At 68.0% G+C, this 19,982-nt stretch carries 19 protein-coding genes; 17 read left to right on the plus strand and 2 right to left on the minus strand.

All coding sequences use genetic code 11. From position 1 onward, the window contains the following. From murF to H7290_RS14385, 13 genes are all read left to right on the plus strand, one after another. On the plus strand, positions 1-1,251 hold a 1,251-nt coding region (gene murF / locus H7290_RS14325; RefSeq protein ID WP_290514693.1), incomplete at its 5' end, for a UDP-N-acetylmuramoyl-tripeptide--D-alanyl-D-alanine ligase. Between the two features lie 54 nt (positions 1,252-1,305). After that, complete coding sequence (gene mraY, locus H7290_RS14330) at positions 1,306-2,394, plus strand: phospho-N-acetylmuramoyl-pentapeptide-transferase (RefSeq protein ID WP_290514694.1); 1,089 nt, start codon at positions 1,306-1,308, stop codon at positions 2,392-2,394. Next, entirely contained in the window at positions 2,391-3,899 is a 1,509-nt protein-coding gene (murD, locus tag H7290_RS14335) for a UDP-N-acetylmuramoyl-L-alanine--D-glutamate ligase (RefSeq protein WP_290514695.1), read from the plus strand. Before mraY ends, murD begins: the two co-directional genes overlap by 4 nt. Before the next feature lie 59 nt (positions 3,900-3,958). Next, positions 3,959-5,179: a putative lipid II flippase FtsW gene (gene ftsW / locus H7290_RS14340; protein WP_290514696.1), complete on the plus strand. Its 1,221-nt coding sequence runs from the start codon at positions 3,959-3,961 to the stop codon at positions 5,177-5,179. Beyond that, positions 5,176-6,255 carry an undecaprenyldiphospho-muramoylpentapeptide beta-N-acetylglucosaminyltransferase gene (gene murG, locus H7290_RS14345; RefSeq protein ID WP_366927641.1) on the plus strand — a complete coding sequence of 360 codons (1,080 nt, stop codon included), beginning with the start codon at positions 5,176-5,178 and terminating at the stop codon, positions 6,253-6,255. The genes ftsW and murG overlap by 4 nt, the downstream gene beginning before the upstream one ends. Continuing rightward, complete coding sequence (murC, locus tag H7290_RS14350; RefSeq protein WP_290514697.1) at positions 6,252-7,661, plus strand: UDP-N-acetylmuramate--L-alanine ligase; 1,410 nt, start codon at positions 6,252-6,254, stop codon at positions 7,659-7,661. The genes murG and murC overlap by 4 nt, the downstream gene beginning before the upstream one ends. Continuing rightward, a complete protein-coding gene (locus H7290_RS14355; protein ID WP_290514698.1) occupies positions 7,658-8,383 on the plus strand; it encodes an FtsQ-type POTRA domain-containing protein in 726 nt (241 codons plus the stop codon). The genes murC and H7290_RS14355 overlap by 4 nt, the downstream gene beginning before the upstream one ends. Before the next feature lie 133 nt (positions 8,384-8,516). Then, positions 8,517-9,704 carry a cell division protein FtsZ gene (gene ftsZ / locus H7290_RS14360; protein WP_290514699.1) on the plus strand — a complete coding sequence of 396 codons (1,188 nt, stop codon included), beginning with the start codon at positions 8,517-8,519 and terminating at the stop codon, positions 9,702-9,704. A gap of 9 nt (positions 9,705-9,713) precedes the next feature. Beyond that, entirely contained in the window at positions 9,714-10,433 is a 720-nt protein-coding gene (locus tag H7290_RS14365) for a polyphenol oxidase family protein (protein ID WP_290514700.1), read from the plus strand. After that, positions 10,430-11,122 carry a YggS family pyridoxal phosphate-dependent enzyme gene (locus H7290_RS14370; RefSeq protein WP_290514701.1) on the plus strand — a complete coding sequence of 231 codons (693 nt, stop codon included), beginning with the start codon at positions 10,430-10,432 and terminating at the stop codon, positions 11,120-11,122. Before H7290_RS14365 ends, H7290_RS14370 begins: the two co-directional genes overlap by 4 nt. Positions 11,123-11,162: 40 nt before the next feature. Further along, positions 11,163-11,633, plus strand: coding sequence for a cell division protein SepF (gene sepF / locus H7290_RS14375; protein WP_290514702.1), 471 nt, complete (start codon positions 11,163-11,165; stop codon positions 11,631-11,633). 3 nt (positions 11,634-11,636) lie between these two features. Next, entirely contained in the window at positions 11,637-11,927 is a 291-nt protein-coding gene (locus tag H7290_RS14380) for a YggT family protein (RefSeq protein ID WP_290514703.1), read from the plus strand. A 124-nt stretch (positions 11,928-12,051) separates the two neighbouring features. Continuing rightward, a complete protein-coding gene (locus H7290_RS14385; RefSeq protein ID WP_290514704.1) occupies positions 12,052-12,849 on the plus strand; it encodes a DivIVA domain-containing protein in 798 nt (265 codons plus the stop codon). Positions 12,850-13,028: 179 nt separating this feature from the next. Here the strand turns inward: H7290_RS14385 and ileS are convergent, their stop codons facing one another. Continuing rightward, a complete protein-coding gene (gene ileS / locus H7290_RS14390) occupies positions 13,029-16,214 on the minus strand; it encodes an isoleucine--tRNA ligase (protein WP_290514705.1) in 3,186 nt (1,061 codons plus the stop codon). A gap of 82 nt (positions 16,215-16,296) precedes the next feature. Between ileS and H7290_RS14395 the strand changes: the two genes are divergently transcribed. From H7290_RS14395 to H7290_RS14405, 3 genes are read left to right on the plus strand one after another with little or no spacing between them, the layout of a single operon-like run. Next, positions 16,297-16,698, plus strand: a complete 402-nt coding sequence (locus H7290_RS14395) for a TraR/DksA C4-type zinc finger protein (protein WP_290514706.1) — start codon at positions 16,297-16,299, stop codon at positions 16,696-16,698. Between the two features lie 56 nt (positions 16,699-16,754). Then, positions 16,755-17,213, plus strand: a complete 459-nt coding sequence (locus H7290_RS14400; RefSeq protein WP_290514707.1) for a signal peptidase II — start codon at positions 16,755-16,757, stop codon at positions 17,211-17,213. Beyond that, the gene (locus tag H7290_RS14405; RefSeq protein WP_290514708.1) at positions 17,210-18,187 is read left to right on the plus strand and encodes an RluA family pseudouridine synthase; all 978 of its coding nucleotides are present in this window, start codon (positions 17,210-17,212) and stop codon (positions 18,185-18,187) included. The genes H7290_RS14400 and H7290_RS14405 overlap by 4 nt, the downstream gene beginning before the upstream one ends. A 62-nt stretch (positions 18,188-18,249) precedes the next feature. Here H7290_RS14405 and H7290_RS14410 read toward each other — a convergent pair whose 3' ends face one another. Then, entirely contained in the window at positions 18,250-19,224 is a 975-nt protein-coding gene (locus tag H7290_RS14410) for a DUF559 domain-containing protein (protein WP_290514709.1), read from the minus strand. A gap of 170 nt (positions 19,225-19,394) precedes the next feature. Here H7290_RS14410 and H7290_RS14415 point away from each other — a divergent pair. After that, a partial coding sequence (locus tag H7290_RS14415; RefSeq protein WP_290514710.1) for an aminotransferase class I/II-fold pyridoxal phosphate-dependent enzyme occupies positions 19,395-19,982 on the plus strand: 588 nt, incomplete at its 3' end.

Below are 19,982 nucleotides of genomic sequence, written 5' to 3' on the forward strand. Positions count from 1 at the left end.
GCAGGAGCAGGAGCAGGAATTGGGACGCTGTTCGCGGCCCTGGCGGGGGAGCACGTCGACGGACACGACTATGCCGGTGCGGCCGTGGCCAGCGGAGCCGTCGGCGTGCTCGGCAGCCGCGCTGTCGAGGCTGACTGCGTCGTCGTCCCGGACGTCACCGACGCGCTGGCCCGGCTGGCACAGTGGAACATCGACCAGCTCGACGTGCAGACCATCGGCGTCACGGGCTCACAGGGCAAGACCGGGGTCAAGGACCTGCTGGCGCACGTCCTGCACGACACCGGCGCGACCGTGGCCCCGGTCGGATCGTTCAACAACGAGCTCGGCGTGCCACTCACGGTGCTGCGGGCCGATCGCTCCACACGGTTCCTGGTGGTCGAGATGGGTGCCCGCGGGGTGGGCCACATCGCCCACCTGTGCCGCATCGCTCCGCCAACCGTCGGCGTCGTGCTCAATGTGGGCCACGCGCACATCGGCGAGTTCGGATCGCCCGAGGCCATTTCGCAGGCGAAAGGCGAGCTTGTCGAGGCGCTGCCCGCCGGGGGAGTGGCGGTGCTCAATGCTGACGACCCGCTGGTGTCGCCGATGGCCCGCCGCACCCGGGCGCGGGTTCTCACGTTCGGCGGCTCCGGAGATGTCGTCCCGGGTCCCGTGACGGTGGACGACGACGGCAGTCCGCACTTCACCCTCACCCACGAGGGCATCAGTGCCGACGTTGTGGTGCCGCAGATGGGTGCGCACCACGCCATCAACGCCGCTGCGGCCGCGGCCGCAGCGCTGGCGGTGGGCCTGGACCTGGTGACGATTGCCGCGCGGCTCTCGACAGCCCGCGCCGCGTCGCCGATGCGGATGGAGCGCCACGACCGTGCCGACGGTCTCGTCGTCATCAATGATGCCTACAACGCCAACCCCGAGTCCATGACCGCCGCGCTACGTTCCGTGGCGTCCATCGCGCGCGGTCATGGTGTGGCGGTGCTGGGGGGAATGCTCGAGCTCGGCGACGACAGCTCGGGCTCGCACCTGGAGATCGGCCGACTGGCCGCCGAGCTCGGCTTCACCCGCGTCGTCGTCGTCGGCGAGGGAGCCCGCGGCATCGCCACCGGTGCCGGCCCGATCGCCGAGTGGGTGCCCGATGTCGACGTGGCGGTTCGCACACTCTCCGCGAGCCTGACCGGGGACGAGGTCGTTCTTGTGAAAGCATCGAGGGGCGAACGGCTCGAGCGTGTTGCGCTTGCCCTGCTGCAGAGCTGACGGGCACACGGCCCGGGCCGACCAACACATGCTGCTGAAGGGACCCACGACGCGATGAAGGCCATCCTGATAGCGGGAGCGTTCTCGCTGCTGGGCACCCTCATCGGCACCCGATTCGCGATCAAGGTCCTCGTCGCCAAGGGCTACGGTCAGCTGATCCGCGACGACGGCCCCACGTCCCACCACACCAAGCGCGGCACCCCCACGATGGGTGGACTCATCATCATCGTGTCGGTGGTTCTCGGTTACCTCGTGGCGAAGCTCGTCACCGGCATCTCGAGCGACTTCAAGCCCGGGTGGGCCCCGACCGCCTCGGCCCTGTTGCTGCTGTTCCTGTTCGTCGGGCTCGGGGCGATCGGCTTCCTCGACGACTTCATCAAGGTGTCCAAGCAACGCAGCCTCGGGCTGCGCAGCAAAGCCAAGTTCATCGGGCAGATCGTCATCGGCCTGATCTTCGCGAGCCTCGCGATCGGGTTGGAGGACGACACCGGCCGCACCCCGATCACGCATGCCGTGTCCTTCACCCGCGACTTCCAGGGGTGGAAGCTGCCGACTGTGCTCCTGCTCGTCTGGGTGCTTCTGCTCATCGCCGGTGCGAGCAACGGCGTCAACCTCACCGACGGGCTCGACGGGCTCGCCACCGGTGCGTCGGTCATGGTGTTCGGTGCCTTCGTCTTCATCAACATCTGGCAGAGCAACCAGAACTGCTCGTTCAACCCCGGCACCAAGTGCTACGAGGTGCGCGACCCGCTCGACCTCGCCGTGGTGGCGTCAGCCCTCACGGGTGCCTGCTTCGGATTCCTGTGGTGGAACGCCTCACCGGCCAAGATCTTCATGGGTGACACCGGTTCGCTCTCGCTCGGCGGGGCCATGGCCGGCTTCGCGCTGATGACCCGCACCGAGCTGCTGCTCGTCGTGATCGGCGGGCTCTTCGTCGCGATCACCGCGTCGGTGATCCTGCAGGTCGGCTGGTTCAAGGTGTCAGGGGGCAGGCGCATCTTCCGCATGGCGCCCCTCCAGCACCACTTCGAGCTGCTCGGATGGGCCGAGATCACGATCGTCGTCCGGTTCTGGATCATCAGCGGGCTGTGCGTGGCGACGGGCCTCGGAATCTTCTACGCCGAGTGGGTCAGCGGTGTATGACGACTCCTGATCTGGCACATCTGGGTCGAACGTCGTCGTGGGAGGGGGTCCGCGCCGTCGTGGGCGGGTTCGGGGTAAGTGGCTTCGCGGCCGCTGACACCCTGCAGCACCTCGGCGCCGACGTCGTCGTGCTCGACGACTCCGCCGACCCCGCGTTGCAGGACAAGGCCACCCTCCTGGAGATCCTCGGAGTCGACGTACGCCTGGGCCCGGGCTCGACCGCGGCCCTGCCCGAGATCGTCGACGTCGTGGTCACGTCTCCAGGGTGGCGACCGTCCACGCCCCTGCTCCTGGAGGCCGTGGCACGTGGCATCCCGGTCTGGGGCGAGGTCGAGCTTGCCTGGCGGCTACGCGGTGACAACCCCGTGCCCTGGCTCGCAGTCACGGGCACCAACGGCAAGACCACGACCGTGCAGATGCTCGAGTCGATCCTGCGGGCGGAGGGCCTGCGCGCGATGGCGGTCGGCAACGTCGGCACGCCGGTGCTGCAGGCGGTCATGGACCCCGAGCCGTTCGACGTCCTGGCCGTCGAGCTCTCGAGCTACCAGCTGCACTGGAGCTCGTCGTTGTCCGCAGAGGCCAGCGCGGTGCTCAATGTCGCGCCCGACCACCTCGACTGGCACGGCGACATCGCCGCCTACACCGCCGACAAGAGTCGCATCTACGATCGCGCGCAGCTGGCTTGCGTCTACAACGTCCAGGACCCCACGACCGAACGTCTGGTCGAGGAGGCCGAGGTCGTCGAGGGGTGCCGGGCCATCGGCTTCACGCTGGGCATCCCGGCACCGGGCATGATCGGGCTCGTCGACGACGCGATCGCCGACCGCGCATTCGTCACCGGCCGGGTCTCGAACGCAGCCGAGCTCGGCAGCATCTGGGACATCGGCAGGCCTGTCTCCGCCGCCTCCGCTGTCTCCGCCGCCTCCGTGGGCGACACTCCGGCGCCAACGCCTGCGCCTCACGTCGTGGCCAACGCCCTCGCCGCGGCCGCCCTCGCCCGGGCCCACGGCGTGTCACCCCGCGCCGTCCGTGACGGGCTCCGGGCGTTCACGCCCGACGCGCACCGCATCGCCGACGTCGACACCATCGACGGCGTGCGGTTCATCGACGACTCCAAGGCCACCAACCCCCACGCGGCCCTCGCCTCCCTGCGCAGCTTCGACCATGTCGTCTGGATCGCCGGCGGCCTCGCCAAAGGGGCACACTTCGGCGACCTCGTCACGAGCGCGCGCGACCGGCTCCGGGCGGCGGTCCTCGTCGGCACCGACCGCTCGGTCATCGCCGAGGCGCTCCGCCGACACGCGCCGGAAGTCCCCGTCGTGGAGGTCGACACCGGCGAGACTGATCCGATGGATCGCGTCGTGGAGGTTGCGGCCTCGTTCGCCCGCGAGGGCGACACGGTGCTGCTGGCTCCCGGTTGCGCATCCATGGACCAGTTCCGCAGCTACGCGGCACGAGGCGAGAGCTTCGTCTCGTCGGTGCGCAGGCTTCATGACCGGTCCTGAGGGTTTCCAGTTCAGAGTTGCCGACTCAGAAGGATCACGATGACGCGGAGCAGCCGCCCATGAGTGCCACGGCCAACCGTCGCTCCCCGGCGTTCATCGAGGCGGCGCGCCGCACGCTCGAGCGCCCTCTCGCGTCCTACCAGCTCGTGCTGGGCAGCTCGGCGCTGCTGCTGGGGCTGGGGCTCATCATGGTGCTCAGCGCCAGCTCGGTGTTCGCTCTCACCAACTACGGCAACTCGTTCGCGATCGTGGTGCGGCAGCTGCTCTTCGCGGGGCTCGGCATCGCGGGGGCAGTGGCGGCCGCCCGTATTCCGATGACCCTGCTGCGCAAGCTGGCCCGCCCGTTCCTGGCGGTGTCGGTGGTGCTGATCCTGGCGACGTACATCCCCGGAGTCGGCATCGACGTCCAGGGCAACCGCAACTGGTTGCCGCTCTTCGGTGGTTTTCAGCTACAGCCCTCGGAGTTCGCCAAGCTGGCTCTCGTGCTGTGGATCGCCGACCTCTACGCGCGGCGGCAGAAGTATCTGCGCACTCCTCGCTACGTCCTGACCCCCATGGTCCCTGGCGCCCTCGGCGTCACCGGACTCGTCGTCGGCCAGCACGATCTCGGCACCGCCCTCGTGCTGTTCGCGCTGATCGTCGGCATGCTGTGGGTCGCGGGTCTGCCGGCCAAGCAGATGACCGGCATCCTTGCCGGGCTGTTCGGCATCCTGCTGGTCGCGGTCATCACCTCGCCGCACCGTGTCGACCGGCTGCTCAACTTCACGAACCCGCTGTCGGATGCCAGCGGAGCCGGCTTCCAGTCGATCCACAGCAGCATGGCGCTCGCGCGCGGGGGCTTCTGGGGCGTGGGGCTCGGCGGGAGCAGGCAGAAGTGGGGGTCGCTGCCCGAGGCCCACACCGACTTCATCCTCGCGGTCATCGGCGAGGAGCTCGGCCTTCTCGGCACGCTCGTCATCCTGACGCTGTTCATCGTGCTGGCGTTCGCCGGTATCCGCATCGCGGGCCGCACCCGCGACCCGTTCGTCCGCTACACCGCCGCCGGCATCACGATCTGGATCATGGTCCAGGCTGTCATCAACATCGGCATGGTGCTGGGCCTCCTGCCGGTCATCGGAATCCCGTTGCCACTCATCTCCTACGGGGGGTCGAGCCTCCTCGTGACCCTCGTGGCCATGGGGGTGCTGGTCAACTGTGCCAAGACCGAGCCCGGAGCCCGCCGAGCCCTTGCCGCGGGGAAGGCCAACCGCGCGCGGGGCAGCATGGCCCGGAGCCGATGACGGTGCGCGCGCTGCTCGCCGGTGGAGGCACGGCCGGACACACCTCGCCGCTCCTGGCCACCGCCGCTGTCCTGAGTGCAGACGGTGTCCAGATCACGTGTCTCGGCACCCCGAGGGGGCTTGAGGTGACGCTGATCCCGCAGGCCGGGTATGCCCTCGAACTCGTCCCACCGGTACCCCTGCCGCGTCGTCCAGGCAAAGCGCTCGTACAGGTTCCGGGCCGCCTCCGGGCCGCCGTCAAGGCCACCGGTGAGGTCGTCGACCGGGTGCGCCCCGATGTCATCGTCGGGTTCGGCGGGTACGTGTCGGTTCCGGCCTACCTCGTCGCCCGCCGCCGGCACATCCCCCTCGTCGTCCACGAGGGCAACGCGATCCCCGGCATCGCCAACAAGCTGGGCGCCCGATTCACCGGCAATGTCGCCACCAGCTTTCCCGACACCGACCTGCCGCACGCGCACTACATCGGTCTGCCCATCCGGCGCGAGATCTCCGGCCTCGACAGGGTCGCCCTGCATGCACAGGCGCTCGCGCACTTCGGCCTGGACCCCGACCGGCCCACCCTGCTGGTCACGGGGGGCTCGCAGGGTGCGCGCCGCATCAACCAGACGATGTCGGCGGCCGCGCGTGACCTCGCCGACGCGGGGGTCCAGGTTCTCCACGCAGCAGGCCGGCCCGACGAGGTCTCGATCCACCCGCGCGACGGCGACCCGCCCTACATCGTGGTGCCGTTCATCGACCGCATGGATCTGGCCTACGCCGCAGCCGATCTCATCGTGTGCCGGGCGGGCGCCAACACCGTCACCGAGGTGGCCGCCGTGGGGCTGCCTGCCGCCTTCGTGCCCCTGCCGATCGGCAACGGCGAGCAGGCCCACAACGCGCACCCCGTCGTCGAGGCGGGCGGGGCTCTGCTGATCGACGACGGCGCGCTGACTCCCGCCTGGATCGACAACGTTGTCATTCCGCTCGTCTCCCATCCCGGCCGTCTGGCGGCGATGTCGAAGGCGGCGGCGGGCATCGTGCCGCGCGATGCCGACGAGCGCCTCGCCGCGATGATCTTGAGGGCTGCCCGCACGTGAAGATCCCCGTCCCCTCCTCGATCCCGCCCGCCACCGAGCTCGGCCACGTCCACTTCATCGGCATCGGTGGCGCAGGCCTCTCGGCGATCGCGCGACTGATGGCCCAGCAGGGCGTCACCGTCAGCGGGAGCGACGCCGCCGACTCCACCGTGCTCCGCGCCCTCGCCGACGAGGGCATCACGTGTCACGTCGGCCAGGACGCCTCCCACCTTGCGGGAGCCGACACCGTCATCGCGTCCACCGCGGTGCGCGACGACAATCCCGAGGTCGTCGAGGCGCAGCGGCTCGGGCTGCGTCTGTGGCCGCGATCGGCTGGGATGCGGTCGGTCATGCAGGGCCGCCGCACGATCGCCGTCGCAGGCACCCACGGCAAGACCACCACCACCGCGATGCTGACGTGTGCGCTCATCGCGGCCGGTGCTGAGCCGTCGTTCGCGATCGGGGCCGAGGTGGCAAGCCTGGGCGCGAATGCCCGGCTCGGCAGCAGCGACCTGCTGGTCGCGGAGGCCGACGAGAGCGACGGCGCCTTTCTGGTCTACGCCCCCGAGGGCGCAGTCGTCACCAACGTCGACGCCGACCATCTGGACAACTACGGCACCGTCGAGGCCTACGCCGCCGCGTTCGACCAGTTCGTCACTGCGGTCACCGGGTTCCTGGTCCTCAATGCCGACGATCTCGGCTCACGGGCGCTGGCGACGGCGGCCCGTGGGCAGGGGTTGGAAGTGCTCGTGGCCGGTTTCGCCGACGATGCCGACCTTCGTGGCCACGATCTGGTCATCGACGGATCGACGTCGACGTTCCACGCATCGCTGCACGGTGTCAGCCTCGGCGCGGTGCACCTCGCGGTGCCGGGAGCCCACTACGCCCAAGATGCGCTGCTCGCGCTCGGCACGGGTCTGCTTCTCGGTCACGATGTCGACCAGCTCGTCGCAGGCCTCGCGGCCTACACAGGTGCCAACCGCCGGATGCAGCTGCTCGGCGAAGCCGGCGGGGTGCGGGTCTATGACTCCTACGCCCACCATCCCACCGAGATCCGGGCCGACCTGGCCGCTGCCCGCGCGATCGCCGACGGCGCCCGCCTCGTCGTCGCCTACCAGCCGCACCTCGTGAGTCGGACGCGTCTCTACGGCGCACAGATGGGTGTCGCCCTGTCGGCGGCCGACCGTGTGCTGGTTGCCGACATCTACCTCGCCCGCGAAGATCCCGACCCGGCGGTCACCCCGGCACTGATCATCGACGCGGTCGTCGGTCCAGAAGCCACCGCCGGGGGTCCAGTCGGCACTCTTCCCGCCGTGCTGCTGTCCGGGCTGCGCGCAGGCGATCTGCTCCTGACCCTCGGCGCCGGCGACATCACCACGGTCGGCCCGGCGGTGCTGGCAGTCTTGACGCACGGGCGTCGACCGTGAGCGACGCACGGTTTGCCGCAGGTCTTCGCGAGTCCCGGCGGGGGAGATGGAAGCGCATGGCGATCGGGTTCCTGGCCGCCGTCGCGCTGGCCGCGCTCGTCTGGCTCGTGTTCTTCTCGCGAGTCCTCGCCGTGAGCAGCGTCGCCATCGACGGCGAGAGCACCTTGAAGGAGTCGCAGATCCGGACCGCGGCATCGGTCAGGGGCGGTCAGCCGCTGGCGCGTCTCGACACCGAGGCGATCGAGGGTCGCGTCGCCTCGCTCAAACGTGTCCAGGACGTCTCGGTAGCGCGATCATGGCCCCACACCGTCACGATCACGGTGCTGGAGCGCAAGGCCGTCGCCTGGATGTCGATCGGCGGGACCATCCGCGGTCTCGACCGGTACGGGGTCGACTTCCGCACCTACCCGTCGCCGCCCAAGCGACTCATCGAGGTGAAGGTGGTGGTGGTCGGCTCCCGTGAGCGTCAACAGACGCTCGGGGCTGTCGCCTCCGTCGTCCGGCTGATCGAGACGAAAGACCCCGCGTTGCGCAGGCGCGTGCAGTTGGTCAGTGCCAGCTCGAAGGACTCGATCGAGCTCGATCTCACCAGCGGACGCACCGTCATGTGGGGGAGCAGGGCCGAGCCCACCCGCAAGCTGTCGGTGCTACGCCCGTTGCTGCGCATCAAGGCGTCCCGCTATGACGTCAGTGCCCCTGACCAACCGACGACCAAGAAGTAGCGGCTTGACTGCCGCGGCGTGTCGCGCGGTTAGCGGCATGTCGTCGCGTACCGTTTCCGGAAGTAGCAGGTTGACATAACTATAAACCTCTACTTCAGAGTTAGAGTTTCGATTCCCTCGGAAGGGACACACGATGGCGGTTCAGAACTACCTCGCCGTGATCAAGGTCGTCGGCATCGGCGGAGGCGGCGTCAACGCTGTCAACCGCATGATCGAGATCGGGCTCAAGGGAGTCGAATTCATTGCCATCAACACCGACGCGCAGGCGTTGTTGATGAGCGACGCCGACGTCAAGCTCGACGTCGGCCGCGACTCGACCCGTGGCCTCGGCGCAGGGGCAAACCCCGAGATCGGCAAGCGCGCCGCTGAGGACCACGCTGAGGAGATCGAGGCCGCCATCAAGGGCGCCGACATGGTCTTCGTGACGGCTGGTGAGGGTGGCGGAACCGGAACCGGTGGCGCCCCGGTCGTCGCCCGTATCGCCCGGTCGCTCGGCGCGCTCACGATCGGTGTCGTGACCCGGCCGTTCAAGTTCGAGGGACGCAACCGTTCGGGCCAGGCCGACGTCGGCATCCTGGCGTTGCGCGAAGAGGTCGACACCCTCATCGTCATCCCCAATGACCGGCTGCTCTCGATCAGTGACCCCAATGTCAGCCTGCTCGACTCGTTCCGGCAGGCCGACCAGGTCCTGCACCAGGGAGTCTCGGGCATCACCGACCTCATCACCACGCCCGGCCTCATCAACCTCGACTTCGCCGACGTCAAGTCGGTCATGTCCGATGCGGGCTCGGCCTTGATGGGTATCGGATCGGCGCGTGGTGAGCACCGCGCCGCCGTCGCCGCCGAGAGTGCGGTCTCCAGCCCGCTCCTCGAGGCCTCGATCGAGGGCGCCCGGGGGGTGCTGCTGTCAATTGCCGGCGGCTCCGACCTCGGACTGTTCGAGATCAACGAGGCGGCCCGTCTCGTCGCCGCCGCCGTTCATCCCGACGCCAACATCATCTTCGGTGCTGTCATCGATGACGCGCTCGGCGACGAGGTGCGGGTCACCGTCATCGCGGCCGGGTTCGACGGAGGAGAGCCCAAGCTGCGCGACTCCACCCAGCCAGCGCTCCTCAAGGACGTTGATCGCCCGGCGCCGGACGCCACGTCCGTCCCGCCGACTGCCGAGAGCTTCCTCGAGCCAGATCCGTATCTTGACGGCGACGGCACCGGGCACGTCACCCGCAGGCCGAGGGACGGTTCCGGCAACACCCCGGCGCCGCCAGAGCCGCTGTCGACCGACTACGGCGACGACCTCGACGTGCCTGACTTCTTGCGCTGACCAGACCGGGTGTTCCTACATCGCGAGACAGTCGGGCGGGTCGAGCTCGCCTTCACCGACCGTGAAGGCGGGCTCAGCGTCGGCCCCTGGACATCGCTGAACCTCAGCACCTCCAACGGCGACGATTCCGCGGTCGTGCAGCACAACATCGACCTGCTCGCCGCTGAGCTCGAGCTCGACCGTCTCGTGCGCATGACTCAGGTGCACGGTGCCGACGTCGTGTGGGCCGATGAGGTGCCCGACGGGCAGATCCCGGTCGCCGATGCACTGCTGACCGACCGGCCGGGGGTTGGAGTGCTCGTGAGGGTCGCCGACTGCACTCCGGTCATCCTGGTCGGTCTCGACGAACCGGTCGCGGGCGTCGTCCACTGTGGACGCGAGGGGTTGGTCAGGGGGGTCGTCATGGCTGCGGTGGCGGCCATGCGTGAACGGGGCACCGAGTCGATGGAGGCGTGGGTCGGACCACGCGCGTGCGGATCCTGCTACGAGCTGCCCGAGGACATGGCCGACGCAGTGGCCGCTGTCGTCCCAGAGGCACGGTCGACGACCTCGTGGGGCACCGCCGCGGTCGACGTCGGCGCGGGCGTCGTCGCTCAGCTGCGTGCCCTCGGAATCCCCACCACCGACATCGGCGCGGACCAATGCACCATCGAGGACCAACGGTTCTTCTCCTACCGTCGCCAAGGCCAGGCTTCCGGCCGGTTCGGCGCGATCGCGGTCGTCCGATGAGCCGCCGCGACGACATCGCCGCGGGGCTCGCCGAGACCGAGCAGCGCATCGTTTCCGCCTGCGAGACGGCTGGCCGCCCTCGGGACGACATCACGCTCGTCGTCGTCACCAAGACACATCCCGCCTCCGACGTCGAGATCCTGGCCGATCTCGGCGTGGTCGACGTGGGTGAGAACCGTCATCCCGAAGCCGGCGACAAGGCCGCAGAGGTCGATCGTCCTCTGCGCTGGCACTTCCTCGGTGCGCTGCAGACCAACAAGGCGGGGGCGGTCGCCCGCTACGCCGACGTCGTGCACAGCGTCGATCGGGCCAAGCTCGCGCACTCGCTCGCCAGGGGTGCTGAGGCCGCAGGTCGCACCCTCACCTGCCTGATCCAGGTCGACTTCGACGCGACCGACCCGGGACGCGCCGGTGTCGTGCCCGCGGGCATACCCGACCTCGCCTCGGCGATCGCCGACGCAGGCAGTCTCGTGCTCGGAGGCCTCATGACGGTCGCCCCGTTGGGCGACGACCCGACGCCGCACTTCGAGCACCTCCGGCGACTCTCCGAAGAGCTGAGGGCAGATCGACCGGACGCCTCCATCCTGTCCGCTGGCATGAGCGGTGACTTCGAGCAGGCGATAGCCGCTGGCGCGACACACCTGCGCATCGGGCGTTCGATACTCGGTACGCGTGGTTCCACCGGGTAGCCTCAGAGTTGTCATTTCCGATCGCACACACGGAGTTCTCATGGCTGGCGCAATGCGTAAGGTCGGCGAATACCTCGGCCTGGTCGAACAGGCCGACTTCGACGAAGAGTTCGAAGATGACGGCGACGACCGCAAGACGGTGAGCAGGCAGCCCGCTGTCGTTCGCCCGACACCTGTCACCAGCATCGACGAGCACCGTCGGCCCGAGCGTCGTGCCTCCACGCCCTCCGACCTCGCCCGCATCGAGACCGTCACGCCGCGCACCTACAACGACGCGCGCACTGTCGGCGACCACTACCGCTCCGGCGTGCCCGTCATCATGAATCTGTCCGAGATCGACGACGACGACGCCAAGCGTCTTGTCGACTTCGCTGCCGGCCTCGTCTTCGCGGTGCACGGTTCCATCAATCGCGTGACCGCCAAGGTCTTCCTCCTGTCGCCCGCCAACATCACGGTGACCGACGAGGACAAGCAGCGAATCGCTGCCGGCGGCTTCTACAACCAGAGCTGACGGATGGCCACAGTCGGCAGCATTCTCTACTTCATCCTCTGGGTCGCCATCTTGTTGCTGATTGCCCGGTTCGTGCTCGACTGGGTGCAGATGCTGGCACGCCAGTGGCGGCCGCGGGGTGTCGTGGCGGTCATGTGCGAAGGCATCTACTCCGTCACCGATCCGCCGCTGCGCACGGTGCGGGGCGTCATCCCGCCGATCCGGCTCGGATCGGCTCTGCTCGACCTGTCTCCGATGATCCTGTTGTTTGCGCTCTACATTCTCCAGCGCATCGTGCTGGCGATCTTCTCCTGATGCCTGACCAGAGTGTCGTCAAACACGCCGTGCGAAGCGGGGCAGGTGTGGCAGAAGTGAAGGGCGACGGAGTACGGTGGAGGCTCAGTGTCTCCACGACTATTCCGAACCCCGAGGTGAACTCATGCCGTTGACGCCAGAGGACGTGCGTAACAAACGTTTTACGCCTGTCCGTCTTCGCGAAGGCTATGACATGGGCGAAGTCGATCAGTTTCTCGACGAGGTCGAGGCCGAGCTCGAACGGCTCACGGTCGAGAACGAAGAACTTCGCGCCAAGGTAGCTGCCGTATCGACCGGAGAACCCACCGGTCTCATCCCCGCGATCTTGCCGGCAGCGCCGGCTCAAGAGACCGCGCCGACCCCGGCCGTGCAGGAGCCCGTGCAGCAGTACACGCCGCCTCCCGCTCCCGAGCCGGAGCCGATCCCGGCAGCACCCGTGGCCGCTCCCGCACCCGTGCGTACCTCGTCGATGGGCGATGCGTCGTCCGCGGCAGCACGACTCCTCGAGATCGCCTCCACCAACGCCGACCAGCTCATGGACTCCGCGAAGGAAGAGGCCGACCGTATGGTCGGTGAGGCCCGTTCCAAGGCTGAGCGCATCACCAACGAGGCGCGTGGCAAGGCCGATCGACTCGAGACCGACGCCCGTATCCGCGCGCAGAAGCTCGACGACGAGACCAATGAGCGTCGTCAGCAGGCCGTGGCCACGATCGAGCGCGATCGCTACGAGATCCAGCGCGAGGTCGAGCATCTGCGGGCGTACGAGCGCGAGTACCGCGCGCGCCTCAAGAACTACTTCCAGAGCCAGCTCGACCAGCTCGCTGCCAACGAGAGCACCAGCAGCTCGACGCCCGTCCAGGCTCCGGCCGAGGCGGCCCCGCGCCGGCTCCGGTCGCTGCTTGGCGACGACGAGAGCTACTGAGCCTCACCAGCTGAACCCGTCGAAGGGCCCGTCACCGATCAGGTGGCGGGCCCTTCGCACGTCTTCTCATTGCTCCCGGGACGACGAACGACGAGGGCCGGGGCTTGCCGCATCGACCGATGGACGAAGCATCATCGGTCGGGTTCTCCTCCGTCGCACGACGAGCGGTCGAAGCTCGGCTAGGCCTTGGACAGGGTGAAGGCGAAGCCGAGCTCTTCGTCGGAGAAGGTGCCTTCGCCGGTCACGGCGCCCTCGGACGCGGTGATGCTGGTGGCAAGCACCTCGTCGGCGATCTCGGACTCGTGGCCGCGCAAGGCGTCGGCGATGGGTCCGGCCGCCGACCACGAGAGCGTGATGCGATCGCTGATGTCCAGACCAGAGGACTTGCGAGCCTCCTGGATGACCCGGATGGCCTCACGGGCGAACCCGGCGCGTCGCAGGTCGTCGTCGAGCTCGAGGTCGAGGGCCACGGTTTCTCCCTGGTCGTTGACGACCGACCAACCCTCACGCGGACGCTCGGAGATGATGACGTCGTCAGGCCCGACCTCGACCGTTGACCCGTTGACCTGCATCGACGCGGCGCCGTGAGCACCCAACGCCGCGGCCAGGTCCGTCGCGTCGGCGGCGGCGATCGCGGCGGCGACCAAGGGCGTCTCCTTGCCGAACCGCTTGCCGAGGTTGCGGAAGTTGCCCTTCGCGGAGTGGTCGACGAGCGCGCCCCCGGCGTTGGCGAGCGACTCGAGGGTGCCGACGTTGAGCTCTTCACACACTTGCGCGCGAAGGTCTTCGCCGAGCTGCTGCCACGCACCCGACGCGACGAGGGCGCGACGCAGCGGCTGGCGGGTGCGAACCTTGGCCTCGGCGCGGGCGGCGCGCCCGAGCTCGGTGACACGTCGCGCGAGGTCGACGCGCGCGCCGAGGCCCTCGACGATGAGACTCTCATCGGTCACCGGCCAGGTGGCGAGGTGCACCGAGGCTGGGGCGTCGACCGTTACTGGTCGGATGACGTCCTGCCACACACGCTCGGCAATGAAGGGTGTCAGAGGCGCGAGGAGGCGCGTGAGCACGTCGAGCGTCTCGTGCAGCGTGGCGAGGGCTGCGGTGTCGCCGCGCCAGAACCTGCGGCGCGAGCGGCGCACGTACCAGTTCGACATGTCATCGACGAAGCCGGCGATGCGGGCCCCGGCAGTCTGCGTGTCGAACGACTCCAGCGCCGTCGTGACGTCCCGAGTGAGCGTGTGCAGCTCGGACAGCAGCCACTGGTCGAGCACCTCACGCTCGGCGACCGGCGGGACGTCGCCCGTGGTCGGGCTCCACCCCTCGCCGGCGGCGCCGGCATAGAGCACGTGGAACGCCGTGGTGTTCCAGTAGGTCAGGAGCACCTTGCGCACGATCTCGGACAACGCGCCATGACCGATGCGGCGCGCCGACCACGGTGATCCGGAGCAGGCCATGAACCAACGCAGGGCGTCGGCGCCGTGCTCGTCCATGAGCGGCATCGGCAGCAGGATGTTGCCGAGGTGCTTGCTCATCTTGCGTCCGTCCTCGGCCAGGATGTGCCCGAGGCAGACAACGTTCTCGTACGAGCTCTGGTCGAAGACGAGCGTCCCGACGGCCATGAGCGAGTAGAACCACCCGCGGGTCTGGTCGATGGCTTCGCAGATGTACTGCGCGGGGTAGGCCTGCTCGAATTTTTCCTTGGAGCCCGGGACGTGCGGGTAGCCCCACTGGGCGAAGGGCATCGAACCGGAGTCGAACCATGCGTCAATGACGTCGGGGACGCGGCGGTAGGTGCCGGGCGTGTCCTCGATCTCGAAGGTGACGTCGTCGATGTAGGGACGGTGCGGGTCGAGGTCGGCAAGGTCGCGACCGGTCAGCTCGGAGAGCCTCGAGAGCGAGTCGACGCAGACGAGCAGGGTCGGATCGACGTCGTTGCGCCAGATCGGCAGCGGCGTTCCCCAGTAGCGACTGCGTGACAGGGACCAGTCGATGTTGTTGTTGAGCCAGTCGCCGTAGCGGCCGTTCTTGATCGTCTCGGGGAACCAGTTGGTGCCGGCATTCTCGGCGAGGAGCTGGTCCTTGACTGCCGTGGTGCGGATGTACCAGGCGGGCAGCGCGTAGTACATCAGCGGCGTGTGGCAGCGCCAGCAGTGTGGGTACGAGTGCTCGTACGCCAGCTCGTGGAACATCAGTCCGCGGGCGGTGAGGTCGTCGGCGAGCACACGGTCGGCAGTCTTGAAGAACATCCCGCCGACGAGCGGCACGTCGGCCTCGAAGTGCCCATCGGCGGTGATCGGGTTGACGATGGGGAGGCCGTACGCCTTGCTGACTGCCATGTCGTCCGCTCCGAAGGCGGGGGACTGGTGCACCAGTCCCGTACCGTCCTCGGTCGTGACGTAGTCAGCGAGCACGACGAAGTGGGCCTCGGAGGCACCCTGCCCATCATCGCCACCGGGGAAGGTCACGAAGTCGAACGGCCGTTGGTACGTCCAACGCTCCATGTCGCGTCCGGAGAACGACTCGCCGGTCGAGGTGAAGCCCTCGCCCAACGCCTTGGCCAGCAACGGCTCGGCGACGACAAGGGTCTCTTGACCATCCGATGCAAGCACGTAGGTGACGTCGGGGTTGACGGCGACGGCGGTGTTGGAGACCAGCGTCCACGGGGTGGTGGTCCAGACCAGCATGGACGCCTTGCCGGCGTACGGTCCCGAGGTCAGCGGGAACCGGACATAGACCGAGGCGTCCGTGATGGTTTCGTAGCCCTGCGCGAGCTCGTGGTCGGACAACGTGGTGCCGCATCTCGGGCAGTAGGGCGCGACGCGGAAGTCCTCGGTGAGCAGGCCCTTGTCGAAGATCGTCGAGAGAGCCCACCAGACGCTCTCGACATATGACGGCTCCATCGTGCGGTAGGGGTGCGCCATGTCAACCCAGTAGCCCATCCGGTCGGTCATCTCCTCGAAGAGATCGACGTTGCGCACCACGGCCTCGCGGCACCGAGCGTTGAACTCGGCGATGCCGTAGGCCTCGATGTCTGGCTTGCCGTTGAAACCGAGCTCCTTCTCCACCGCGATCTCGACCGGCAGGCCGTGGCAGTCCCACCCTGCCTTGCGATCGACGTGATAGCCCTGCATGGTCTTGAACCGCGGAAAGATGTCCTTGAAGACACGGGCCTCGACGTGGTGTGTGCCGGGTGTGCCGTTGGCCGTCGGCGGCCCCTCGTAGAACGTCCACCGTGGAGCGTCGTGCGGAGTGTCGAGACTTGCCGCGAAGGTGCCCTGCTCAGCCCAGAGATCGAGAATCTCTCGCTCCAACGCCGGTAGGTCGATGTGCGCGGGAACGGGGCGGTAGGACGCGTGCGAGGTCACACCCTCAATTCTACGGGTGACCGGCGCCCGTACCGCGGCGGTGCGAGTTGCGGATGGGCTGGGTCAGTAATATTGTCCCCGCATGCCGAACACGAAGTTGGCCGTACGTGCCAACGAGAAGCCCTGGACCGCCGCCGAGACGAAGGGCGTGCGTGCCGAGCTGGAGAGCGACCTCACGAGACTGCGTGGCGAGATCGACCAGTCGGCCCGTGAGCTGCAGAATTTGTTGCGTGACGGCGTCGACGGTGCCGGCAACGATCAGGCGGACGTGGGCTCCAAGGGGCTCGAACGCGATGCGGAGATGTCGCTCGCTGCCAACCAGCGTGAGCTGCTCCAGCAGACCGAGAAGGCACTCGACCGCCTCGAGAAGGGCAGCTACGGCCAGTGCGAGGTGTGCAGTGAGGCGATCGGCAAGATGCGGTTGATGGCGTTCCCCCGTGCGACACTGTGCATGACATGCAAGCAGCGCGAGGAGCGTCGCTGAGCCCTGGGAACGATGACGGGCCGGCCACCACACGGACGTACGTTCGTCTGTTCGCTGTGGTCTCGGTTCTGGCACTTGCACTCGACCAGGTGACCAAGGCGTTCGCCGTCGAGCGGCTACAGGGTCGTGCGTCGATCGAGATCATTCCGCATGTGCTGTCCCTGTCGTTCCTGCGCAACCCGGGCGCGGCGTTCAGCACCGGCACAGGCTTCACGGTCGTTCTCAGCATCATCGCGATCGTGGTGTGCATCGCCGTCATCCGGGTTGCCTCGCGCTTGCGCGACAGAGGGTGGGCCATCGGACTCGGGCTGCTGCTCTCAGGAGCGCTCGGCAATCTCTCCGACCGGCTGTTCCGCGAGCCTTCACCGTTCAAGGGTCACGTCGTCGACTTCATCGACTATGGCAGCTTCGTCGGCAACGTTGCCGACATCGCGCTCACCGCTGCAGCAGCCATCATCATCTGGCGCACGTGGCGCGGCATCAGCATCGACGGCACCCATCAGGAGAAGCCATGACCGGCGAGGAGGCCGTTGTGAACGACACCGAGCTGGAGCACAAGGTCCTACAGGTTCCCGAGGGTCTTGCCGGCGAGCGGGTCGACAGCGCGCTCGCCCGTCTCCTCGGACTCTCTCGCACCCGGGCGAGCGAGCTCGTTGCCGCAGGGCACGTCACGCTCGATGGTCAGGCGCCCGCCAAGTCCGACCGGGTCACGCCGGGCTCGATCCTGGAGGCGTCCATCCCCGCGCCACGCAGGGCGTCCGTCGTTGCGGCCGAGGTCGAGGGCATGCGCATCGTGTTCCAGGACGACGACATCATCGTGGTCGACAAGCCCGTCGGCGTGGCCGCCCATCCGAGCGTCGGCTGGTACGGCCCCACGGTCCTCGATCACCTCGCCGGCATCGGGGTGCGCATCTCCACCTCGGGCGCGCCCGAGCGGCGCGGCATCGTGCACCGCCTCGACGTCGGTACGAGCGGTCTGATGGCCGTCGCCAAGTCCGAGCACGCGTACACCGTTCTCAAGCAGGCGTTCCGCGATCGTACGGTCGACAAGACCTATCACGCGCTCGTGCAGGGGCACCCGGATCCGCACACCGGCACGATCGACGCCCCGATTGCCAGACATCCCAAGCACGACTTCAAGTTCACCGTCAAGGACGGTGGCCGCGACAGCATCACCCACTACGACACCCTCGAGGCACACCGCTACGCGAGCCTGCTCACGATCAATCTCGAGACCGGCCGCACACACCAGATCCGGGTGCACATGAGTGCGGTCCACCACCCCTGCGTCGGCGACCTGATGTACGGCGCCGACCCGACCCTGGCCGCGCGAGTCGGCCTCGACCGGCAGTGGCTGCACGCCAGGAAGCTTGGCTTCGTCCACCCGCGCACCGGCGACTACGTCGAGTTCGAGTCCGACTACCCGGCCGATCTGGAGCACGCCCTCGAGATCGTGCGCACCGTCGACGAGTCCCCACTTCCCCGCTGAGTGTGACGTTTCTGTGGTGAAAAGCCTCAAAGTGCAGCAGAAACGTCACACCCAGGGTGGGGTCAGTCCCATTGACGGGCTGGGGGCCAGGTCCACCACCAGTCGGGCTTCTCTGTGGTCCATGCATGCTTGATGGTCCTGGACGCATCGCGTCTTGCTGCTGCAATGCGTCCGACCGTTCCCCACCGATCTCGATGGTCGAGTGCCGTGACGCGGACGACCACGAGGCCTGATCGTTCGAGCTTCTCCTCGCGACGATTGTCATCGGTGTGCCGCACGTCCTTCCGATGGTCTGCTCCGTCGGACTCGATCACCAGTCCCGCTTCTTCGTCGAGCAGGTCGACGATGCCGAGAAGTCGTCCGCCCAGATCGAAGATCGGAATATTGACCGCCAGGCGTGACGTCCCGACATCGACTTCTGCAAGCAGACGGGTCCGGGTCTCCCAGGGGCTGGCGGATCTCGACGATCCGAGCTCCCACGCGCGTCGAGCATCGACTACTCCGCGGACCTTGAGGTGGCTGCCGATGACCTGACCCACGCGCTCTCGGGTGGTGTGCGGAAGGCCGATCGTGGTGCTGGTCGCCATGTCCAGGGCGACGACAGCCTCGCGCACTCCTGACGCCACGCGCATCTCATCGAACGCTGCTCGTGCCATGGTCGTGACGTCGTAGTTCTCCAACGAGATGATTTCGTCCGGGTGCACCAACCCGCGAAACGGGTTGATGCTCGGCCGTGTGCGCAGCTGCGCACCGCGAGGACAGTGCACGAGTACCGGCTCTTCCTTGCCGCGGCTCAGGCCGTCGAACCACGAGTTGCCCTGCACATGGAGCGAGGCCCATCCGCCAAGGAAGCAGCCATCAGTCATGAGACCCGTGGCGAGGCTGATGCGACTCATCACCGGGTCTTCCTCGAGGCTCGCTCGCTTGACCAGACCGTGCTCGGCCTGATGCCACCCAGGTCCACGCAGCTCTGCGGGCGTCGCACCCTCGCGGAGTGCGCGAGCGGTACGGATGGCGGTGGCGCTCGGGTCGTCCATGGCCGCAGGCTGCCCGTTCTGGCCTCTGCCCGCCCGACCCCGTCCCCAGCCCCACCCTGAGTGTGACGTTTCTGCTGCTAGATCACCCATCTGGCAGCAGAAACGTCACACTCAGCGGGGACGGGAGGGGATGCTCCGGGTGAGCTCCGGTGCTCTGGGATGATGGGCGCATGACCAATGTCTGGCGCCAGTCCGAGAAGTTGAGGGATGTCCTCTACGACATTCGCGGCCCCGTCAGCGCCCGAGCCGCCGCCCTTGAGGCGGAAGGGCACCGCATCCTCAAGCTGAACATCGGCAACCCGCAGCCATTCGGGTTCGACGCGCCCGCCGAGATCCTGCAGGACGTCATCGCGGCGCTGCCCAGCTCAGCGGGCTACTCCGACTCCCGCGGCATCCAGTCGGCCCGCCGTGCCGTGGTGCACCACTACCAGCTGCAGGAGGGCTTCCCGACCATCGACATCGATGACGTGTGGATCGGCAACGGGGTCTCCGAGCTCATCTCGATCGCCCTGCAGGCGCTGCTCGACAACGGCGACGAGGTGCTCATCCCGGTGCCGGACTACCCGCTGTGGACGGCCGTCACCAACCTCGCCGGCGGCGTCCCCGTGCACTACGCATGCGACGAGGACGACGGCTGGAATCCTGACATCGCCGACCTCGAGACCAAGATCACCGACCGCACCAAGGTCATCGTCGTCATCAACCCCAACAACCCGACCGGCGCCGTCTACGCCCGGGAGACGCTGACGGCGATCGCC

Origin of the sequence: Aeromicrobium sp., from assembly GCF_014378035.1 — a bacterium.
In the GTDB taxonomy this organism is placed as follows: Bacteria; Actinomycetota; Actinomycetes; order Propionibacteriales; family Nocardioidaceae; genus Aeromicrobium.